Source organism: Thauera butanivorans (assembly GCF_048398245.1).
In the GTDB taxonomy this organism is placed as follows: domain Bacteria; phylum Pseudomonadota; class Gammaproteobacteria; order Burkholderiales; family Rhodocyclaceae; genus Thauera; species Thauera butanivorans.
The window spans coordinates 3124624-3143249 of record NZ_CP183038.1 but is presented as its reverse complement, the minus strand read 5'-3'; the positions used below and the strand labels follow the sequence as shown (position 1 = coordinate 3143249).

The 18626-nt window shown below is 65.8% G+C and carries 19 protein-coding genes and 2 tRNA genes; all 21 read left to right on the top strand.

The window, feature by feature from the left end; translation table 11 throughout:
* The first annotated feature begins 132 nt into the window (after positions 1-132).
* The 21 genes from ACNQFN_RS15270 (at position 133) to ACNQFN_RS15170 (ending at position 18621) form a co-directional block, all read left to right on the top strand.
* Positions 133-2085 carry a bifunctional 3-phosphoshikimate 1-carboxyvinyltransferase/cytidylate kinase gene (locus ACNQFN_RS15270; protein ID WP_068637080.1) on the top strand — a complete coding sequence of 651 codons (1953 nt, stop codon included), beginning with the start codon at positions 133-135 and terminating at the stop codon, positions 2083-2085.
* Positions 2086-2173: 88 nt separating this feature from the next.
* A complete protein-coding gene (gene rpsA, locus ACNQFN_RS15265; protein ID WP_068637055.1) occupies positions 2174-3877 on the top strand; it encodes a 30S ribosomal protein S1 in 1704 nt (567 codons plus the stop codon).
* Positions 3878-3887: 10 nt separating this feature from the next.
* Complete coding sequence (locus tag ACNQFN_RS15260) at positions 3888-4172, top strand: integration host factor subunit beta (protein ID WP_068637056.1); 285 nt, start codon at positions 3888-3890, stop codon at positions 4170-4172.
* Positions 4173-4337: 165 nt separating this feature from the next.
* Positions 4338-4652: a LapA family protein gene (locus ACNQFN_RS15255; protein ID WP_068637081.1), complete on the top strand. Its 315-nt coding sequence runs from the start codon at positions 4338-4340 to the stop codon at positions 4650-4652.
* A 15-nt stretch (positions 4653-4667) separates the two neighbouring features.
* Positions 4668-5843, top strand: a complete 1176-nt coding sequence (gene lapB / locus ACNQFN_RS15250) for a lipopolysaccharide assembly protein LapB (protein WP_068637057.1) — start codon at positions 4668-4670, stop codon at positions 5841-5843.
* Between the two features lie 68 nt (positions 5844-5911).
* Complete coding sequence (gene cysM, locus ACNQFN_RS15245; protein WP_068637058.1) at positions 5912-6802, top strand: cysteine synthase CysM; 891 nt, start codon at positions 5912-5914, stop codon at positions 6800-6802.
* 16 nt (positions 6803-6818) lie between these two features.
* Positions 6819-8891: a hypothetical protein gene (locus ACNQFN_RS15240; RefSeq protein ID WP_418646911.1), complete on the top strand. Its 2073-nt coding sequence runs from the start codon at positions 6819-6821 to the stop codon at positions 8889-8891.
* Between the two features lie 38 nt (positions 8892-8929).
* Positions 8930-9127, top strand: coding sequence for a hypothetical protein (locus ACNQFN_RS15235; RefSeq protein WP_068637060.1), 198 nt, complete (start codon positions 8930-8932; stop codon positions 9125-9127).
* A 26-nt stretch (positions 9128-9153) separates the two neighbouring features.
* Positions 9154-9561: a YdbL family protein gene (locus tag ACNQFN_RS15230; RefSeq protein ID WP_068637061.1), complete on the top strand. Its 408-nt coding sequence runs from the start codon at positions 9154-9156 to the stop codon at positions 9559-9561.
* Positions 9561-10349 (top strand): 3'-5' exonuclease, encoded by a 789-nt coding sequence (locus ACNQFN_RS15225; protein WP_418646910.1) that lies wholly within the window; start codon positions 9561-9563, stop codon positions 10347-10349. Before ACNQFN_RS15230 ends, ACNQFN_RS15225 begins: the two co-directional genes overlap by 1 nt.
* 103 nt (positions 10350-10452) lie before the next feature.
* The gene (locus ACNQFN_RS15220) at positions 10453-10695 is read left to right on the top strand and encodes a GlsB/YeaQ/YmgE family stress response membrane protein (protein WP_068637063.1); all 243 of its coding nucleotides are present in this window, start codon (positions 10453-10455) and stop codon (positions 10693-10695) included.
* A gap of 68 nt (positions 10696-10763) precedes the next feature.
* Positions 10764-10840, top strand: a tRNA-Val gene (locus tag ACNQFN_RS15215).
* Between the two features lie 188 nt (positions 10841-11028).
* Entirely contained in the window at positions 11029-12945 is a 1917-nt protein-coding gene (thrS, locus tag ACNQFN_RS15210; RefSeq protein ID WP_418646909.1) for a threonine--tRNA ligase, read from the top strand.
* A 27-nt stretch (positions 12946-12972) separates the two neighbouring features.
* Positions 12973-13494, top strand: a complete 522-nt coding sequence (gene infC, locus ACNQFN_RS15205) for a translation initiation factor IF-3 (protein WP_083953600.1) — start codon at positions 12973-12975, stop codon at positions 13492-13494.
* 141 nt (positions 13495-13635) lie between these two features.
* Entirely contained in the window at positions 13636-13833 is a 198-nt protein-coding gene (gene rpmI, locus ACNQFN_RS15200; RefSeq protein WP_002923845.1) for a 50S ribosomal protein L35, read from the top strand.
* Positions 13834-13845: 12 nt separating this feature from the next.
* Complete coding sequence (gene rplT, locus ACNQFN_RS15195; protein WP_004333413.1) at positions 13846-14205, top strand: 50S ribosomal protein L20; 360 nt, start codon at positions 13846-13848, stop codon at positions 14203-14205.
* A gap of 111 nt (positions 14206-14316) precedes the next feature.
* Entirely contained in the window at positions 14317-15348 is a 1032-nt protein-coding gene (locus ACNQFN_RS15190; protein WP_418646908.1) for a phenylalanine--tRNA ligase subunit alpha, read from the top strand.
* A gap of 64 nt (positions 15349-15412) precedes the next feature.
* Positions 15413-17803, top strand: coding sequence for a phenylalanine--tRNA ligase subunit beta (gene pheT, locus ACNQFN_RS15185; RefSeq protein WP_068637067.1), 2391 nt, complete (start codon positions 15413-15415; stop codon positions 17801-17803).
* Position 17804: 1 nt separating this feature from the next.
* Positions 17805-18113, top strand: coding sequence for an integration host factor subunit alpha (locus ACNQFN_RS15180; protein WP_068637068.1), 309 nt, complete (start codon positions 17805-17807; stop codon positions 18111-18113).
* Positions 18094-18474 carry a MerR family transcriptional regulator gene (locus ACNQFN_RS15175; RefSeq protein WP_418646907.1) on the top strand — a complete coding sequence of 127 codons (381 nt, stop codon included), beginning with the start codon at positions 18094-18096 and terminating at the stop codon, positions 18472-18474. Before ACNQFN_RS15180 ends, ACNQFN_RS15175 begins: the two co-directional genes overlap by 20 nt.
* 70 nt (positions 18475-18544) lie before the next feature.
* A tRNA-Pro gene (locus ACNQFN_RS15170) sits at positions 18545-18621 on the top strand.
* The last annotated feature ends 5 nt before the right edge of the window (positions 18622-18626 follow it).

The window sequence follows — 18626 nt, the reverse complement described above, 5'->3', positions numbered from 1 at the left end:
AGCGCAGCGAAACCCATCAATGGCCAGAACGGAGCCGTCATCGAGGCGATGGGTTTCGCCGACGGCTCTACCCATCCTGCCCGGCTTTTCGAAAGCAGCCTGTTCAAGGGCTGCGTCAATAAGAGACGAAACATGGAATTCCTCGACCTGTCCCCGATGCTGGGCGCGAGCGGCAGCGTGCGCCTGCCCGGCTCCAAGAGCATCTCCAATCGCGTGCTGCTGCTCGCCGCGCTGGCCGAAGGCCGCACCGAGATCCGCGACCTGCTGTCGTCCGACGACGTCGAACGCATGCTGGAGGCGCTGCAGGCGCTCGGCGTGCGCTGGCAGCGCAAGGGCGATACGCTCGATTACGTCGTCGATGGCGTTGGCGGACCGTTTCCGGTCAAGGCGGCAGAACTTTTCCTCGGCAACGCGGGTACCGCCTTCCGGCCGCTGACCGCGGCGCTGGCCCTGTCCGGTGGCGAATACCGCTTGTCGGGCGTGCCACGGATGCACGAGCGCCCGATCGGCGACCTGGTCGAGGCGCTGCGCCAGCTCGGTGCCGACATCAGCTGCACGGCGAACGAAGGCTATCCGCCGCTGCACATCAAGCCGGCGACGATCAGTCCAGGCGGCGTGGTCAGGGTGCGGGGCGACGTCTCGAGCCAGTTCCTGACCGCGCTGCTGATGGCCTTGCCGCTGACCGGCGTGCAGACCACGGTCGAGGTCGTCGGCGAACTGATCTCCAAGCCCTACATCGCGATCACGCTGGAGCTGATGGCGCGCTTCGGTGTCGAGGTCGAGCAGCAGGGCTGGGAGCGCTTCGTCGTGCCGGACGGCGCGCGCTATCGCAGCCCGGGTACGCTGTTCGTCGAAGGCGATGCCTCGTCGGCTTCGTATTTCCTCGCTGCCGGTGCGATCGGCGGCGGGCCGGTACGGGTCGAAGGCGTCGGCCGCAGCAGCATCCAGGGCGACGTCCGCTTCGCCGAGGCACTGGCGCAGCTCGGCGCGCGGATCACGATGGGCGACAACTGGATCGAGGCTTCGGCGCCCGAATCCGGCGTGCTGAAGGCTTTCGATCTCGATCTGAACCACATCCCGGATGCGGCGATGACGCTGGCGGTCGCCGCGCTGTTCGCCGACGGCCCGTGCCGGCTGCGCAACATCGCCAGCTGGCGGGTCAAGGAAACCGACCGCATCGCGGCGATGGCGATCGAACTGCGCAAGGTCGGTGCCGAGATCGAGGAGGGCGCGGACTACCTGTGCGTGACGCCGCCCGCGCGCCTGCTGCCGGCGGCGATCGACACCTACGACGACCATCGCATGGCGATGTGCTTCTCGCTCGTCAGCCTGGGCGGCTGCCGCGTGCGGATCAACGATCCGAAGTGCGTCAACAAGACTTTCCCCGGCTATTTCGACGCTTTCGCCAGCGTGACGCGGCCGGTGCCGGTGATCGCGATCGACGGTCCGTCGGCATCGGGCAAGGGCACGGTGGCCGAGCGCGTCGCCGCCGCGCTCGGCTGGAAGGTGCTCGACAGCGGTTCGCTGTACCGCATCGTCGCGCTGGCGGCGACGCGCGCCGGCGTCGCGCTCGACGACGAAGCGGGCGTCGCCGCGATCGCCGCCAGCCTGCCGGCGCGCTTCGAGGACGGCAAGGTGCTGCTCGGCGGCGACGACATCAGCACCGACATCCGCAGCGAAGCCTGCTCGGTGGGCGCATCGAAGGTCGCGGTGCTGCCGGCGGTGCGCGAAGCCTTGCTCGGCCGCCAGCGCGACTATCGCGTGGCGCCCGGGCTGGTCGGCGACGGCCGCGACATGGGCTCGGTGATATTCCCGGATGCACAGATCAAGATCTTCCTGACCGCGACGGCCGAGGCGCGTGCCGGGCGCCGTTATAAGCAGTTGATGGAAAAGGGTTTGCCTGCTAACATGCAAAGTCTTCTGGACGACCTTCGGGAACGTGACGCGCGCGATGCGGCACGGCCCGTCGCGCCGCTCGTGAAGTTGCCGGATGCGGTGCTGCTCGACACGACCGAACTGGACGTCGAGGGCGCCGTGGCTTTCGTGCTCGATCTCGTGCGGGATCGGGGACTCGCCGCCGGTTGAAGTGCCGCGCGCAGGGGCGGGAGCCCAGGCGCGTTTTTTCTCAATCTCACTTTTTTGCCGTCGCACGGCGGTCCCGGATTTATCCCTCATGTCCAACGCCACCCCCGCCTTCGAAGAAAGTTTTGCCGCCCTCTTCGAGGAAAGCCTTGCCCTGCAGGAAATGCGCACCGGTGAAGTCATCACCGCCGAAGTCGTGCGCATCGATCAGAACTTCGTCGTCGTCAACGCCGGCCTGAAGTCCGAAAGCTACGTCCCCGTCGACGAGTTCCGCAACGACCGCGGCGAACTCGAAGTCAACGTCGGCGACTTCGTCCACGTCGCCATCGACGCGCTCGAAGACGGCTTCGGCGAGACCCGCCTGTCGCGCGAGAAGGCCAAGCGCATCGCCGCCTGGAACGACCTCGAGAAGGCCCTCAACGAAGGCTCGCTGGTCAAGGGCGTCATCACCGGCCGCGTCAAGGGTGGCCTGACCGTCATGACCAACAGCATCCGCGCCTTCCTGCCGGGTTCGCTGGTCGACATGCGTCCGGTCAAGGACACCACGCCGTACGAAGGCAAGGAATACGAATTCAAGGTCATCAAGCTCGACCGCAAGCGCAACAACGTCGTCGTCTCGCGCCGTGCCGTGCTCGAAGAGTCGATGGGCGAAGAGCGCGAGAAGCTGCTCGCCAACCTCAAGGAAGGCACCGTCATCAAGGGTATCGTCAAGAACATCACCGACTACGGTGCGTTCGTCGACCTGGGCGGCATCGATGGCCTGCTGCACATCACCGACCTGGCCTGGCGCCGCGTCCGTCACCCGAGCGAAGTGCTCAACGTCGGTGACGAGATCGAAGCCAAGGTGCTCAAGTTCGACCAGGAAAAGAACCGCGTCTCGCTGGGCCTGAAGCAGCTCGGCGAAGATCCGTGGGTCGGCATCTCGCGCCGCTACCCGCAGGGCACCCGCCTGTTCGGCAAGGTCACCAACATCACCGACTACGGCGCCTTCGTCGAAGTCGAGCAGGGCATCGAGGGTCTGGTGCACGTGTCCGAAATGGACTGGACCAACAAGAACATCCACCCGACCAAGGTCGTGCAGCTGGGCGACGAAGTCGAAGTGATGATCCTCGAGATCGACGAAGACCGCCGCCGCATCTCGCTGGGCATGAAGCAGTGCATGTCCAACCCGTGGGACGATTTCGCCATCAACCACAAGAAGGGCGACAAGGTCCGCGGCCAGATCAAGTCGATCACCGACTTCGGCGTCTTCATCGGTCTGGAAGGCGGCATCGACGGCTTGGTGCACCTGTCCGACCTGTCGTGGAGCGAGCAGGGCGACGAAGCCGTGCGCCGCTTCAAGAAGGGCGACGAGGTCGAAGCCGTGGTGCTAGCGATCGACGTCGAGCGCGAGCGCATCTCGCTGGGCATCAAGCAGCTCGAAGGCGATCCCTACACCAACTTCATCGCCACCCACGAGAAGAACACCCTCGTGCGCGGCACCGTGAAGTCGGTCGATGCGCGTGGCGCCGTGATCTCGCTGGGTGACGACGTCGAAGCCTACCTGCGTGCTTCCGAAGCCGCTGCCCACCGCGTCGACGACCTGACGACGATGCTGAAGGAAGGCGACGAGGTCGAGGCGATGGTGATCAACGTCGATCGCAAGACCCGTTCGATCAACCTGTCGATCCGCGCCAAGGATCAGGCCGAGCAGAACGAAGCCATGAACAAGCTGGCTTCCGACAGCTCCGCCGCGTCCGGCACGACCAACCTGGGTGCGCTGCTGAAGGCCAAGCTGAACGAGCAGAAGCAGTAAGCAAGCCGACATGACCAAATCGGAGCTGATCGCCCAGCTTGCGGAGCGTTTCCCGCAACTGGTCGCAAAGGATGCCGATTACGCGGTCAAGATGATCCTCGATGCGATGACCGATGCGCTTGCGCGCGGCGATCGCATCGAGATCCGCGGGTTTGGCAGTTTCGCGCTGAACTATCGTCCGCCGCGCGTCGGACGCAATCCCAAGTCGGGCGAGAAGGTGCACGTGCCGGAAAAGTACGTGCCGCACTTCAAGGCCGGCAAGGAGTTGCGCGAACGCGTGGATCTCGCTGGCTGAGCAGCCGGACCGGGTTCGGCTGGCGAGTTCGGCCACCGATGGACGATCGACCGCGCGGCGATCGGATGCAAGCCAGGCTTGCGAGTGGCAACAGATGCAGTACCGGAAGGCGGCCCGATGGCCGCCTTTCTTCTTTTTTGCGGCGTGCTCGGTGATAATGGCGCCATGCGCGCAATCATGTGGTTCATCCGTCTCCTGCTGTTCATCCTGCTGTTCGGGTTCGCGATCAAGAACGATCATCTGGCGACCCTGAACTTCTTCTTTGGCGGGCAATGGCAGCTTCCGCTGGTGTTCGTCATCCTCGTCAGCTTCGCCGCCGGTGCCTTGCTCGGGGTCACGGCGACCTTCGCTTCGCTGCTGCGCCAGCGCCGCGAAATCTCTCAATTGCGCCGCCAGCTGGAGCGGGAGCGTGCCGAGCGTGAACGGACGGCCAACGCCACCGAGCCGGCGGCCGAGATCCAGATGCCCAGCCTTTCCTGAGCGTTTCGCCGTCCCATGGAAATCGAACTCTGGTGGCTGCTGGCCCTTCCGCTGTTCTTCGCGCTGGGCTGGCTCGCTGCCCGCATCGACATTCGCCAGGTGGTGCAGGAGTCGCGGGCATTGCCGCGCTCCTATCTGTCCGGCCTGAATTTCCTGCTCAACGAGCAGCCCGACAAGGCGATCGACTCCTTCGTCGAAGCCGTGCGCATCGACCCGCAGACGATCGAACTGCATTTCGCCCTCGGCAGCCTGTTCCGGCGCCGCGGCGAGACCGACCGGGCGATCCGCATCCATCAACTGCTGGTCGATCGCGAGGACATCACCGAAGAGCAGCGCCTGCAGGCGCTCGGCGAACTCGGCCAGGACTTCCTCAAGGCAGGCCTGCTCGATCGTGCCGAAGAGGTGTTCGTCCGCCTGCGCGGCACACGCGCCGACGCGCTGGCGCTGCGCTACCTGCTGGAGATCTATCAGCAGGAGAAGGACTGGGCGAAGGCGATCGAAGTGGCCGATGCGCTGCCGGGCCACGAAAGTCTGATGTGGCGGACCGAGGTGGCGAATTTCCACTGCGAGCTGGCGTCGGCTGCGTTGGCCAACTCGAAGCCGGACGAGGCCGAACGCCACGTCGAGGCGGCGCTGTCGGTCAATCCCCGCTGCGTGCGCGCGAGCCTGATCCGCGGCGACATCTGTGCCGCACAAGGCAGAGACGAGGACGCGCTCGCCGCGTGGAAACGGATCGAGAACCAGGATCCGGTCTATCTCGCCCTGGCCGCCGAGCGCATCATGGACGCCTATGGCCGCCTCGGGCGGCTGGAAGAGGGCCATCAGTTGTTGCGTGCCTGGCTCGACAGCCATGCCTCGCTCGATCTGCTCGACGAGCTTTTCCATTGGGAAATGGACAAACAGGGCCCGCAGGCGGCCTACGACCTGGTGCGCGAGGAACTGCGGCGCAACCCCACGCTGCTGGGCCTGGACAAGCTGCTCGAAGCCGCGTTGCTGACGGTGCCGAGCGAGCAGCGCGGCGACGTCGAGCTGATCAAGCAACTGATCCACGGCCACACGCGCAAGGTCGCCCGCTATCGCTGCGACGCCTGTGGCTTCAAGGCCCGCCAGTTCCATTGGCGTTGTCCGGCCTGCGGCGGCTGGGAGACTTACCCGCCGCGGCGAACCGAAGAATTCGACTTGACACCCTGAACAGCTCGATGACCTGAGCGCCCTGACGCCTCTTGAGCGGCCGCCCCCCCATTCAGAGAACCCGATCCATGGAATTCAAGACGCTGGAAGATTATGTCGGCCACACCCCGCTGGTGAGGCTGAAACGCATCAATGCCGGCCGCAACAACGTCATCCTGGCCAAGCTCGAAGGCAACAACCCGGCCGGCTCGGTCAAGGACCGGCCGGCATTGTCGATGGTGATGCATGCCGAGGCGCGCGGCGAGATCAAGCCCGGCGACACCCTGATCGAAGCGACCAGCGGCAACACCGGCATCGCGCTGGCGATGGCAGCGGCGATGCGCGGCTACCGCATGATCCTGGTGATGCCGGAGAACCAGAGCGTGGAGCGGCGCCAGACGATGCGCGCCTTCGGTGCCGAACTGGTGCTGACGCCGACTTCCGGCGGCATGGAGATGGCGCGCGACATCGCCGACAAGATGCGCGACGAAGGCAAGGGCATCATCCTCGACCAGTTCGCCAATCCGGACAATCCGCTCGCTCACTACGAAGGTACCGGCCCCGAGATCTGGGAGCAGACGGGCGGCCGCGTGACCCATTTCGTCAGCTCGATGGGCACCACCGGCACCATCATGGGGACTTCGCGCTTCCTCAAGGAAAAGAACCCCGAGGTTCAGATCGTCGGCTGCGAACCGGAAGAGGGGTCGCAGATTCCGGGCATCCGCAAGTGGCCGGAAGCCTATCTGCCGAAGATCTTCGAGCGCCCGCGGGTCGATCGCGTCGAACGCGTCAGCCAGGCCGAGGCGGAGGAAATGACCCGCCGGCTGGCGCGCGAGGAAGGCATCTTCGCCGGCATCTCTTCCGGTGGTTCGATGCACGTCGCGCTGCGGCTGGCCGCCGAACTCGAGAATGCGGTGATCGTGTCCATCGTCTGCGACCGCGGTGACCGCTATCTGTCGACGGGTGTGTTCCCGGCCTGAGGGAAGCTTGCGGGCCATGGCGGCCAGGGTCGCCGCCCGTTGCTGCTGCCTGGCCCTGCTGGCGCTGGCGGCGATACTGCCGGTACAGGGCATCGAACGCATCCAGCTGTCGATCGGCGACATTCGCGCCCCCGGCCTGTCCGTGCAGGGGGTGGAACTGCAGTTCGCTGCCGGCAGCAAGGGGCCCGAGCTGCGTATCGCCCATCTGGCGCTGGGCGAGCGGGCGTGGCGTGGACTGCATCTCTCCTGTCCCGAAGCCGATGCCGCATTTCCGGAGATTCGCTGCAGGGGAGGCGAGATCCGCGTCGGTGCCAAACGCCTGCCGCTGAACATCGATTTCCGCTTCGATCCGCTGACATCCGCTTTCGACGCCGTGCTGCGGCTGTCGTCGGGTTCGACCGTGGATATCCGCCATGACGGCGGCAACCTCGTCGAGGCGGCGCTGACGCGCTTCGAGATAGGAGAACTGAGTGGAGACCTGGCCGGCTTCGCTGCGCAGGTTTCGCCGGCACTTGCAGCGGAGTTGGCGCAGCACGCAGCCAAAGGGACGGTCGATGCCAGACTGGCGTGGCAGCAGGCCGGCGATGCCGATCCGCATGAAAAGCTGCAACTTCAGGCGCGACTGAGCGGCGGCAGCTTCTCCAGCCCGGATGGCCTGCAGGCGGCCGAAGGCCTGGCGCTGTCGCTCGATCTCACGGCCCGGGCGCTGGCTGCAGGCTGGGACTGGCAGGGCCGGCTGGCATGGGAGGGCGGCGAAGCCTACCTGCATCCGCTCTACCTGCAGTCGGGGCCAGTGCTGCAGGCCGAAGGCCGGCTGAACGACGACGAGCTCGTGCTGCGCATGGCGACACTGGAACTCGAAGGCGTCGATCAGTTCGCCCTGACCGCCCGCATCGCGCGCGAACCGCCGAGCCTGCAGGATCTCACGCTGTCGCTGGCCGGCGGCGATCTGGCGATTCTCGGTCCGCACTGGATCACGCCGGCGCTGGCGCCCGCGCTGGCGGACCGCCTGCGTTTTGCCGGCCATGCCGGCGCTGGCGCCGAGATCAGGAACGGGCAACTCTTCTCCCTGGACCTGGTCTTCGACGGCGCCGGCCTCAGTCTCGCCGGCGTGGATGAAGGCGGCGAGGTGCGCGGACGCGGGCTGGCCTTCGGGCCGCTGTCCGGCCATCTGCCCTGGTCGGCGACTGCGCCGACACGCGCCAGCCTGCAGCTTGAGGGCGGGCATTGGGAAGCCCTGTCGCTCGGCGCCTTCGACGTCGATGCACTGCTCGACGGCGGGCAGGTCGCTTTCGGGCAGATCCGCATTCCCTTGCTGGATGGTGCCCTGGTGCTGGACGGCCTTGCGCTCGAACACGGCGCGGAGGGCTGGCGCGGGCAGGGCGGCGTGGTCGTCGAGCCGCTGTCGATGGCCTTGCTGACCCAGGCGCTCGGCTGGCCGTCGATGTCCGGCATCCTGTCGGCGTCCATGCCGGGCATGCGCGTCAGCACCGGCGAGATCTCGCTGGATGGCGCGCTGGTGGTTTCGGTGTTCGACGGCTATCTGCAGGCGACCGGCCTGCGCGTCAGCGAGCCGTTCGGCGTCGCCTCCAACCTGCGCGCCGACATCGAGGCGCGCCATCTGGATCTGGCCCAGCTCACCGACACCTTCAGCTTCGGCAGCATCAGCGGCTATGTGGATGCCGACGTGAAAGGGCTGGAGCTGGCCGGCTGGCGGCCGGTCGCGTTCGATCTGCGGCTCGCCAGCAGCCCGGGCAGCTATCGCCGTCGCATCAGCCAGCGGGCGGTGCAGAACATCGGCGCGCTGGGCGGGGGCGGTGCGATCGCGGCGCTGCAGCGTGGCGTGCTGAGCGTGTTCGACACTTTCGGCTATCGCGAGCTCGGTTTCCATTGCGTACTGGCGAACGGCATCTGCGAAATGAGCGGCATCGCCGGCCGCGAGAGGCCGGACGGCGGCTTTCCCATCGTGCGTGGCGGCGGCATCCCGGCGCTGGATGTCATCGGCTACAATCGGCGCGTCGATTGGCAGGAGCTGGTCGACCGGATCCAGCGCGTGATCGAGAACAACGTCGCGCCCGAGTTGCACTGATTCAGGCCGGCAGGCGCCGGGTCCTGCAGGAGAACCGAATGCCATTCTTTCGAATCCGATCCTTGCTGCTTGCGGGCAGCCTGGCGCTTGCCGCCTCGGCCTGCGTGACGATCAACATCTATTTTCCGGCTGCGGCCGCGGAAAAAGCCGCCGACCGCATCATCGACGAGGTCTGGCAGGCACGTGAAAACCAGTCGCCGCAGGCGGCGCCGGCAGAGCAGGGGGCAGAGCAATGAGTGCACGTCATGGAGTCCCCGGGTGGATGCGCTGGCTGACGGCGGGTCTGCTGAGCTGGATGATGGCCTTCGCCGTGCAGGCCCAGGGCAATCTCGAGATCGACACGCCGGCGATTTCCGCCTTGAAGGCGTCGATGAAGCAGCGCCATGCCCAGCTCCGGCCCTTGTATGTCTCGGGTGCGATCGGCCTTGCCGCCGATGGCAGCGTCGCCCTGAGGGATGCGTCGGCGGTGCCGCTGGCGCAGCGCGGCAGCGTCAACGCCCTGGTCGCGGCGGAGAATGCCGATCGCAGTGCGCTGTACCGCGAAGTCGCGCGCGCCAACCAGCATCCGGAATGGGAGGCGGACGTGCGCAGCACCTTCGCCCAGCGCTGGATCGACCGTGCGCCGGCAGGCTGGTGGGTGCAGCGAGGCGGGACCTGGGTGAAGAAGTAATGCCCGTTCTCGTCTTCGACATCGAAACCATTCCGGACGTCGCCGGCATCCGGAACCTGTACGAACTGCCGCCCGAACTGTCCGACACCGAAGCGGCGGAATGGGCTTTCCAGCAGCGGCGCGCCAGTCATGGCAACGATTTCCTGCCGCACCACCTGCAGCGGGTGGTGACGATCTCGTGCGTGCTGCGCGATGCCCAGCATTTCCGCGTGTTTTCGCTGTCCGAACCGGATTCGGGCGAAGGCGAGATCATCCAGCGCTTCTTCGACGGCATCGAGCGCTACACGCCGCAGATCATTTCGTGGAACGGCGGCAGCTTCGACCTGCCGGTGCTGCATTACCGCGGCATGCTGCACGGCGTCACGGCGCCGCGCTACTGGGACCAGGGCGAGGGCGACTACCACGACTCGCGCGACTTCAAGTGGAACAACTACATCAGCCGCTACCACAACCGCCATCTCGACCTGATGGACCTGCTGGCGCTGTACCAGCCGCGCGCCAACGCGCCGCTGGACGACCTGGCCAAGCTGATGGGCTACCCGGGCAAGCTCGGCATGGATGGCTCGGCGGTGTGGCAGGCCTGGCAGGAAGGGCGCGCCGCCGAGATCCGCGACTATTGCGAGACCGACGTGGTCAACACCTACCTCGTCTATCTGCGCTTCGAGCGCATGCGCGGGCATCTCGATGCCAAGGCCTGGGCGGACGAAGTCGAAGTCGTGCGAGAATCGCTCGGCCGGCTCGAGGCGCCGCACTGGAAGCAGTTTCTCGAAGCCTGGCCGCAGGCCTGAGCGCACTACGGCCCCCGGTCGCGGCTTGGCCTGACGCGGCGCGGCCTGATCGTGGTCCGGCCTGACGCAGCCCGACACATTCACCCCACAACAGGAGAGTCACATGGGCATCATCGCTACCATCTTCATCGGCCTGATCGTCGGCCTCGTCGCTCGCCTGCTGCATCCAGGCAAGGACGGCCTCGGCCTGATCATGACCGCCTTGCTCGGCATCGCGGGTTCGCTGGTGGCGACCTATGGCGGCCAGGCGCTCGGCATCTACCAGGCCGGCCAGGGTGCAGGCTTCATCGGCGCGGTGGTCGGCGCGATCCTGATCCTGTTCGTGGTCAGCCGGCTCAAGAAATAGGTTCTTCGTGTGCGCTGCAAAAAAACTTTGACAAGTTTTTTTGAGTGCCTATAATGCGGGTCTTCAGCAGGCGCGTAGCTCAGTTGGTTAGAGCACCACCTTGACATGGTGGGGGTCGTTGGTTCGAATCCAATCGCGCCTACCAAGATTCTGGAGTCGATGCCATGTTCCGAACTACCACTCAGGCCGGAAACTGAACAGGTCGGCTCCGCTTGTTAGTCTGCTAGAGAAAAAAGCGCGCCTAGACCGCGCTTTTTTTTCGTCCACAATTCTCGTTCCGTTGCTATCCCGCCCCGCGATTTCGCCGGGCAGACACTGCCAGAGACTACTGCCATGCCCAACATCACGCTTCCCGATGGTTCCGTCCGCAGCTTCGACCATCCGGTGACCGTTGCCGAGGTCGCGGCGTCCATCGGTGCCGGGCTCGCCAAGGCCGCGCTGGCCGGGCGCGTCGGCGGGCGGCTGGTGGATCTGTCGCACCGCCTCGACACCGACGCCGAACTGGCGATCATCACCGACAAGAACGAGGACGGCCTGGACATCATCCGCCACTCCTCCGCCCACCTGCTGGCGCACGCGGTGAAGGAGCTGTTCCCCGATGCCCAGGTGACGATCGGGCCGGTGATCGACAACGGCTTCTACTACGACTTCTCGTACAAGCGCCCCTTCACGCCGGAAGACCTTGCCGCGATCGAAGTCCGCATGGCCGAGATCGCCAAACGCAGCATCCCGGTCGAGCGCGAAGTGTGGCCGCGCGACAAGGCGGTGGAGTTCTTCAAGAGCATCGGCGAGCACTACAAGGCCGAGATCATCGCCTCGATTCCGCAAGGCGAGGACGTCTCGCTGTACCGCCAGGGCGACTTCATCGACCTGTGCCGCGGCCCGCACGTGCCCTCGACCGGCAAGCTCAAGGTCTTCAAGCTGATGAAGCTGGCCGGCGCCTACTGGCGCGGCGATTCGAAGAACGAGATGCTGCAGCGCATCTACGGCACGGCATGGACGAAGAAGGACGAGCTCGACGCCTACCTGCACATGATCGAGGAGGCCGAAAAGCGCGACCACCGCAAGCTCGGCCGCCAGCTCGATCTCTTCCACCTGCAGGACGAGGCGCCGGGCATGGTGTTCTGGCACGCCAAGGGCTGGACGCTGTGGCAGCAGATCGAGCAGTACATGCGCCGCACGCTCGGCGAGCACGGCTACCAGGAAGTGAAGACGCCGCAGATCGTCGATCGCTCGCTGTGGGAGAAGTCCGGCCACTGGGGCATGTACGCCGACCTGATGTTCACCACGCAGTCCGAGAAGCACGACTACGCGGTCAAGCCGATGAACTGTCCGTGCCACATCCAGATATTCAACCAGGGCCTCAAGAGCTACCGCGACCTGCCGCTGCGCATGGCCGAGTTCGGCTCCTGCCACCGCAACGAGCCGTCCGGTTCGCTGCACGGCATCATGCGCGTGCGCAACTTCGTGCAGGACGATGCGCACATCTTCTGCGCCGAGAGCCAGGTCCAGGCCGAGTCGGCCGAGTTCATCCGCCTGCTGCAGAAGGTCTATGCCGATTTCGGCTTCAACGACGTGCTGGTCAAGCTGTCGACGCGGCCGGACAAGCGCGTCGGCACCGACGAGCAGTGGGATGCCGCCGAAGCCGCGCTGGCGGCGGCGCTCGATGCGCAGGGCCTGAAGTACGACCTGCAGCCGGGCGAGGGCGCCTTCTACGGACCGAAGATCGAGTTCTCGCTGAAGGACAGCCTGGGTCGGGTATGGCAGTGCGGCACGCTGCAGCTCGACTTCAACCTGCCGGTGCGCCTCGGCGCGGAATACGTCGACGAGGACAACACCAAGAAGGTGCCGGTGATGCTGCATCGCGCGGTGCTCGGCTCGCTGGAGCGCTTCATCGGCATCCTGATCGAGAACCACGCCGGCGCGATGCCCTTGTGGCTGGCGCCGGTGCAGGCGGTGGTGATGAATATCTCGGAAGGGCAGGCGGACTATGCCGCCGAAGCGGCGGCCAAGCTCAGGAAAGCGGGTTTCCGCGTCGAAGCCGATTTGCGCAACGAGAAGATTAACTATAAAATCCGCGAACATAGCGTGCAGAAGCTGCCCTATCAGATCGTCATCGGCGACAAGGAAAAGGCGGCTGGCTTGGTAGCCGTGCGTGCCCGGGGTGGCCAGGATCTTGGCCAAATGTCCCTCGATTCGCTGATCGAACGCTGGCTTCGCGAAGTTGAAGCGAAGGCCGGCACGGTCTGATTTTTGGTTTTCGTGGAGAGTTGAACCATCGCTCAAGAGAAGAAGCAGCGCGTCAATAGGGAGATCAACGCGCCCGAAGTCCGGCTGGTCGGTGAAGAAGGTGAACAGCTTGGAATCGTGTCCCTGAACGCAGCCCTGAACATGGCCGAAGAGGCCGGGCTGGATCTGGTCGAAATCGCGCCGATGGCCGCACCGCCGGTCTGCAAGCTGATGGATTTCGGCAAGTTCAAGTATCAGGAACAGAAGAAGGCCCACGAAGCCCGACTCAAGCAGAAGCAGGTGCAGGTCAAGGAAGTCAAGCTCCGCCCCGGCACCGACGAGAACGACTACCAGATCAAGCTTCGCAACCTGAAGCGCTTCCTGGAAGAAGGCGACAAGTGCAAGGTGACCTTGCGCTTCCGCGGCCGTGAGATGGCTCACCAGGAGTTCGGTCTGCGTCAGCTCGAACGCGTCAAGGCCGACCTGGAAGACCTGGGCCAGGTCGAGCAGATGCCGAAGATGGAAGGGCGCCAGATGATCATGGTCATCGCGCCGAAGAAGAAACACTAAGCAGCACGGAATTTGCCCCGCAAGGGCAAGACCGACGGGCAGCGAAGGCCGCCCGCCGGAAAACAAGTGGTGCCGGGTATGGAAATGCGTCGGGGCTCATCGGCGCTACCTGGTGTCATCCAAAAACATGGAGTCTCAGCAATGCCCAAGATGAAGACGAAGAGCGGCGCCAAGAAGCGCTTCAAGGTCCGCTCGAGTGGCGGGATCAAGCGGTCCCAGGCGTTCAAGCGCCACATCCTGACCAAGAAAACGACCAAGGCGAAGCGTCAGCTGCGCGGCATGACCGAAGTTCATGCGGCCGATGAAAAGCTGATCCGCGCCATGCTTCCGTACGCTTGATAGGAGACCGCAATGCCTCGCGTTAAACGTGGTGTAACCGCCCGCGCTCGTCACAAGAAAGTCCTTTCCCAGGCCAAGGGTTATCGCGGCCGTCGCAAGAACGTCTATCGCATCGCCAAGCAGGCGGTGATGAAGGCCGGCCAGTACGCCTACCGCGACCGTCGTCAGCGCAAGCGCCAGTTCCGTACCCTGTGGATCGCCCGTATCAACGCCGCCGCGCGTGAGCTGGGCCTGACCTACAGCACCTTCATGAACGGCCTGAAGAAGGCTGCGATCGAAGTGGACCGCAAGGTGCTGGCCGACCTGGCCGTGTTCGACAAGCCCGCTTTTGCGGCGATCGCCGAACAGGCCCGGGCCAAACTCGCTGCGTGATTCGACGCAGCCCGAAAAAAGGAGGCCTGGCCTCCTTTTTTTTCTTCTGAATCTCGCTTGCACGGCCATCCACAGCACTTGCAGCACATCGCAACCCGGCAGGGCACGGATATGGAACACCTGGATCAACTGGTTCAACAGGCAGCCGCCGATTTCGCCGCGGCGGCCGACAGCGCCCAACTCGAACAGGCCAAGGCACGCTATCTCGGCAAGAGCGGTTCGCTGACCGAGCGGCTGAAGTCGCTCGGCAAGCTGGACCCCGATGCGCGGCGTGAAGCCGGCGCAGCCATCAATGCCGCCAAGACCGCGATCGAGGCCGCACTCGAAGCGCGCCGCAACGCGCTGCGCGAAGCCGCGCTGCTGGCCCAACTGGCCGCCGAGGCGCTGGACGTGACGCTGCCCGGACGTGGCGCGGTGTTGGGCGGTCTGCACCCGGTGAGCCGCACGCTCGAACGCATCGAGCAGCTGTTCGGCTCGATCGGCTTCATCGTCGCCGACGGCCCGGAAATCGAGACCGACTGGCACAACTTCACCGCGCTGAACACGCCGGAAAAGCACCCCGCGCGTTCGATGCACGACACCTTCTACCTGGAAGGCCAGGACGAGGTGCTGCTGCGCACCCACACGAGTCCGGTGCAGATCCGCGCCATGCAGGCGCACGTCGAGCGCTACAAGGATTGCGGCACCCTGCCCGAGCTGCGCGTGATCGCGCCGGGCCGGGTGTTCCGCGTCGACTCCGATGCGACCCACTCGCCGATGTTCCACCAGGCCGAAGGCCTGTGGGTGGGCGAGAACGTCAGCTTCGCCGACCTGAAGGGCGTGATCGCCGACTTCCTGCGCAAGTTCTTCGAGACCGACGACCTGCAGGTCCGCTTCCGGCCGTCCTTCTTCCCCTTCACCGAACCCAGCGCCGAGATCGACGTCGCCTTCATGAGCGGCGCGCTGGAGGGGCGCTGGCTCGAGATCGCCGGCTGCGGCATGGTCCACCCGAACGTGCTGCGCTTCGGCGGCATCGACCCCGAGCGCTACACCGGCTTCGCCTTCGGCATGGGGCCGGATCGCCTGACGATGCTGCGCTACGGCGTCAACGACCTGCGCCTGTTCTTCGAAGGCGATCTGCGCTTCCTGAGCCAGTTCCGCTGACCAGTGCCGGCAGCGCGTCCATCGGCGGCGCCTGCCTCATCGAATTCTTCCGGGTAATCGAATCATGCAATTCTCCGAACAGTGGCTGCGGACCTTCGTCGATCCGCAACTCGACAGTGACGCGCTCGGCCACCTGCTGACGATGGCCGGCCTCGAAGTGGAAGAGGCCGAGCCGGCTGCGCCCGCCTTCTCGGGCGTGGTCGTGGCCAGCATCGTCGAGGCGGAAAAGCATCCGAACGCCGACAAGCTCAAGCTGTGCAAGGTCGACGCGGGCGGTGGCGAGCTGCTGCAGATCGTCTGCGGTGCGCCGAACGCCGCCGCCGGCATGAAAGTGCCGTGCGCCAGGGTCGGCGCCGTGTTGCCGGGCGGCTTCGCCATCAAGGCGGCCAAGCTGCGCGGCGTCGAGTCCTTCGGCATGCTGTGCTCGGCGCGCGAGCTGGGCCTGTCGGAAGACCACGGTGGCCTGTATGCGCTGCCCGAGGATGCGCCGGTCGGCTGCGACATCCGCGACTACCTCGGCCTCGACGACACCTTGTTCACGATCAAGCTGACGCCGAACCGTGCCGACTGCCTCAGCCTCGAAGGCGTGGCGCGCGAAGTCGCGGCGATCACCGGTAGCGCGCTGCGCAAGACCGAAGTCGCGCCGGTCGCCCCCAGCCACGATGGCCGTCGTGCGATCGTGCTCGACGCCCCCGAAGCCTGCCCGCGCTACTGCGGCCGCATCCTGCGCGGCGTCGATGCCAAGGCGCCGACGCCGGACTGGATGGTCACGCGCCTGGCGCGCAGCGGCATCCGTGCGATCAGCGCGCTGGTGGACGTCACCAACTACGTCATGCTCGAACTCGGCCAGCCGCTGCACGCCTTCGACAATACCAAACTGCAGGGCGCGATCCACGTGCGTTACCCGCGTGAAGGCGAACAGGTGCTGCTGCTCAACGAACAGACGGTGATGCCGGCCGCCGACACGCTGCTGATCGCCGACGAGGCCCGCGCGCTGGCGCTGGCCGGCATCATGGGCGGCGAAGACAGCGGCATCACGCTCGACACCAGCGAAGTCTTCCTCGAAAGCGCCTTCTTCGCGCCGGATGCGATCGCCGGCCGCGCACGTGCCTACGGTTTCGGTTCGGACGCTTCGCACCGCTTCGAGCGCGGCGTCGATTTCGAACTCCCGCGCCGCGCGCTGGAGCGTGCCACGCAGCTCATCATCGACATCTGCGGCGGCGAGGCCGGCCCGGTCGAGGAAGCGCTCGCCGCCGACAAGCTGCCGGCACGCCAGCCGGTACGCCTGCGCACTGCGCGCGCGCGCCGCGTGCTCGGCATCGACCTCGACGATGCCGCGATCCAGTCGTTGCTCGAACGCGTGCATCTGGACGTCCGGCGCGACGGCGAGGACTTCGTCGTCACGCCGCCGTCGTGGCGCTTCGACATCGAGATCGAAGTCGATCTGGTCGAGGAACTCGCCCGCCTGCACGGCTACGACAACATTCCCGCAGTGGCGCCGCAAGGCGGCCTGATGATGCTGCCGAGCACCGAGCATGCCCGCCCGGTGTGGGCAGCGCGCCACCTGCTGGCCGCGCGCGGCTATCAGGAAGTGGTCAACTTCGCTTTCGTCGAGGAAGCCTGGGAGCGCGATTTCTGCGCCAACGAAGACCCGATCCGCCTCGCCAACCCGATCGCCAGCCAGCTCAGCGTGATGCGCTCCAGCCTGATCGCCGGCCTGGTCGATACCATGGCCACCAACCGCAAGCGCCAGACCGAGCGCGTGCGCGTGTTCGAAGTCGCCCGCGTGTTCGAGCGCAAGGCCGACGGCGAGCCGGTGGCCGGCTTCCACCAGCCGATGCGCATCGCCGGCCTCGCCGCGGGCTCGGTGCTGCCCGAGCAGTGGGGCGAGCGCAGCCGGACGGTCGATTTCTACGACGTCAAGGCCGACGTCGAAGCCCTGATCGCACCGCGCAGCCTGAACTTCGTGCGCCTGTCCCATCCGGCCCTGCACCCCGGCCGCGCCGCCAGCGTATCGCTGGATGGCCGCGTGATCGGCATCATCGGCGAACTGCATCCGGTGTGGGTGCAGCGCTACGATCTCGGCACCGCGCCGGTGGTGTTCGAACTCGAGCTCGACGCCGTGCTGGGCGCGCGCATGCCGGCCTACAGCGAGATCTCGCGCATGCCGGCGGTGGTGCGCGACCTGGCGCTGGTGCTGGGCACCGACGTCACTGCCGAACGCGTCATCGACGCGCTGCGCCAGGCCGCGCCGGCGGTGGTGCGGGAAATCACCCTGTTCGACGTCTATCAGGGCAAGGGCATCGAGCCCGACCGGAAGAGCCTTGCCTTCAGGGTGTCGATGCAAGATACTCAGCGCACGCTCGAAGACGCTGAAGTGGATGCCGTCATGGCAGGTTTGGTGAAGCAGGCCGAAACCGTGCTCGGTGCCCGCCTGCGTGGTGCAGGAGGCTGACATGACAACGCTGACCAAGGCGGAACTGGCCGAGCTGCTGTTCGAGCAGGTCGGTCTCAACAAGCGCGAAGCCAAGGACATGGTGGAGGGCTTCTTCGAGGAGATCCGGATGGCGCTGGAGCGTGGCGACAGCGTCAAGCTGTCGGGCTTCGGCAACTTCCAGTTGCGCGACAAGCCCCAGCGCCCCGGACGCAATCCCAAGACTGGCGAAGAAATCCCGATCACCGCGCGGCGGGTGGTCACTTTCCATGCCAGCCAGAAACTGAAGGCAGCCGTGGAGCAACTCAGCGATGCAAGCAAGCAACCCTGAAATCGGCGCGGAACCGCTGCCGCCGATTCCGGCCAAGCGTTATTTCACCATCGGTGAAGTGAGCGAACTGTGTGGCGTCAAGCCGCACGTGCTGCGCTACTGGGAGCAGGAGTTCACCCAGCTCAAGCCGGTCAAGCGCCGCGGCAACCGGCGCTACTACCAGCACCACGAAGTGCTGCTGGTCCGGCGCATCCGCGAGCTGCTGTACCAGGAAGGCTTCACCATTTCCGGCGCGCGCAACCGCCTGGGCGAAAGCGCGATCCAGGAGCAGGAAAGCAGGATCGAGGCGGACCAGTATCGCGCGCTGGTGGCCGAGGTCCGTGCCGACGTGCAGGCCTTGCTCGCAGACCTGCGCGCCTGAGCATCGGCAAGGTTGCCAGTATCAAAAAACTGGCAAATTCTGAAGTCGCTGCTATAATGGCGGCTTGTGTCGGGGCGTAGCGCAGCCTGGTAGCGCACTTGCATGGGGTGCAAGGGGTCGCGAGTTCGAATCCCGCCGCCCCGACCAAAAGA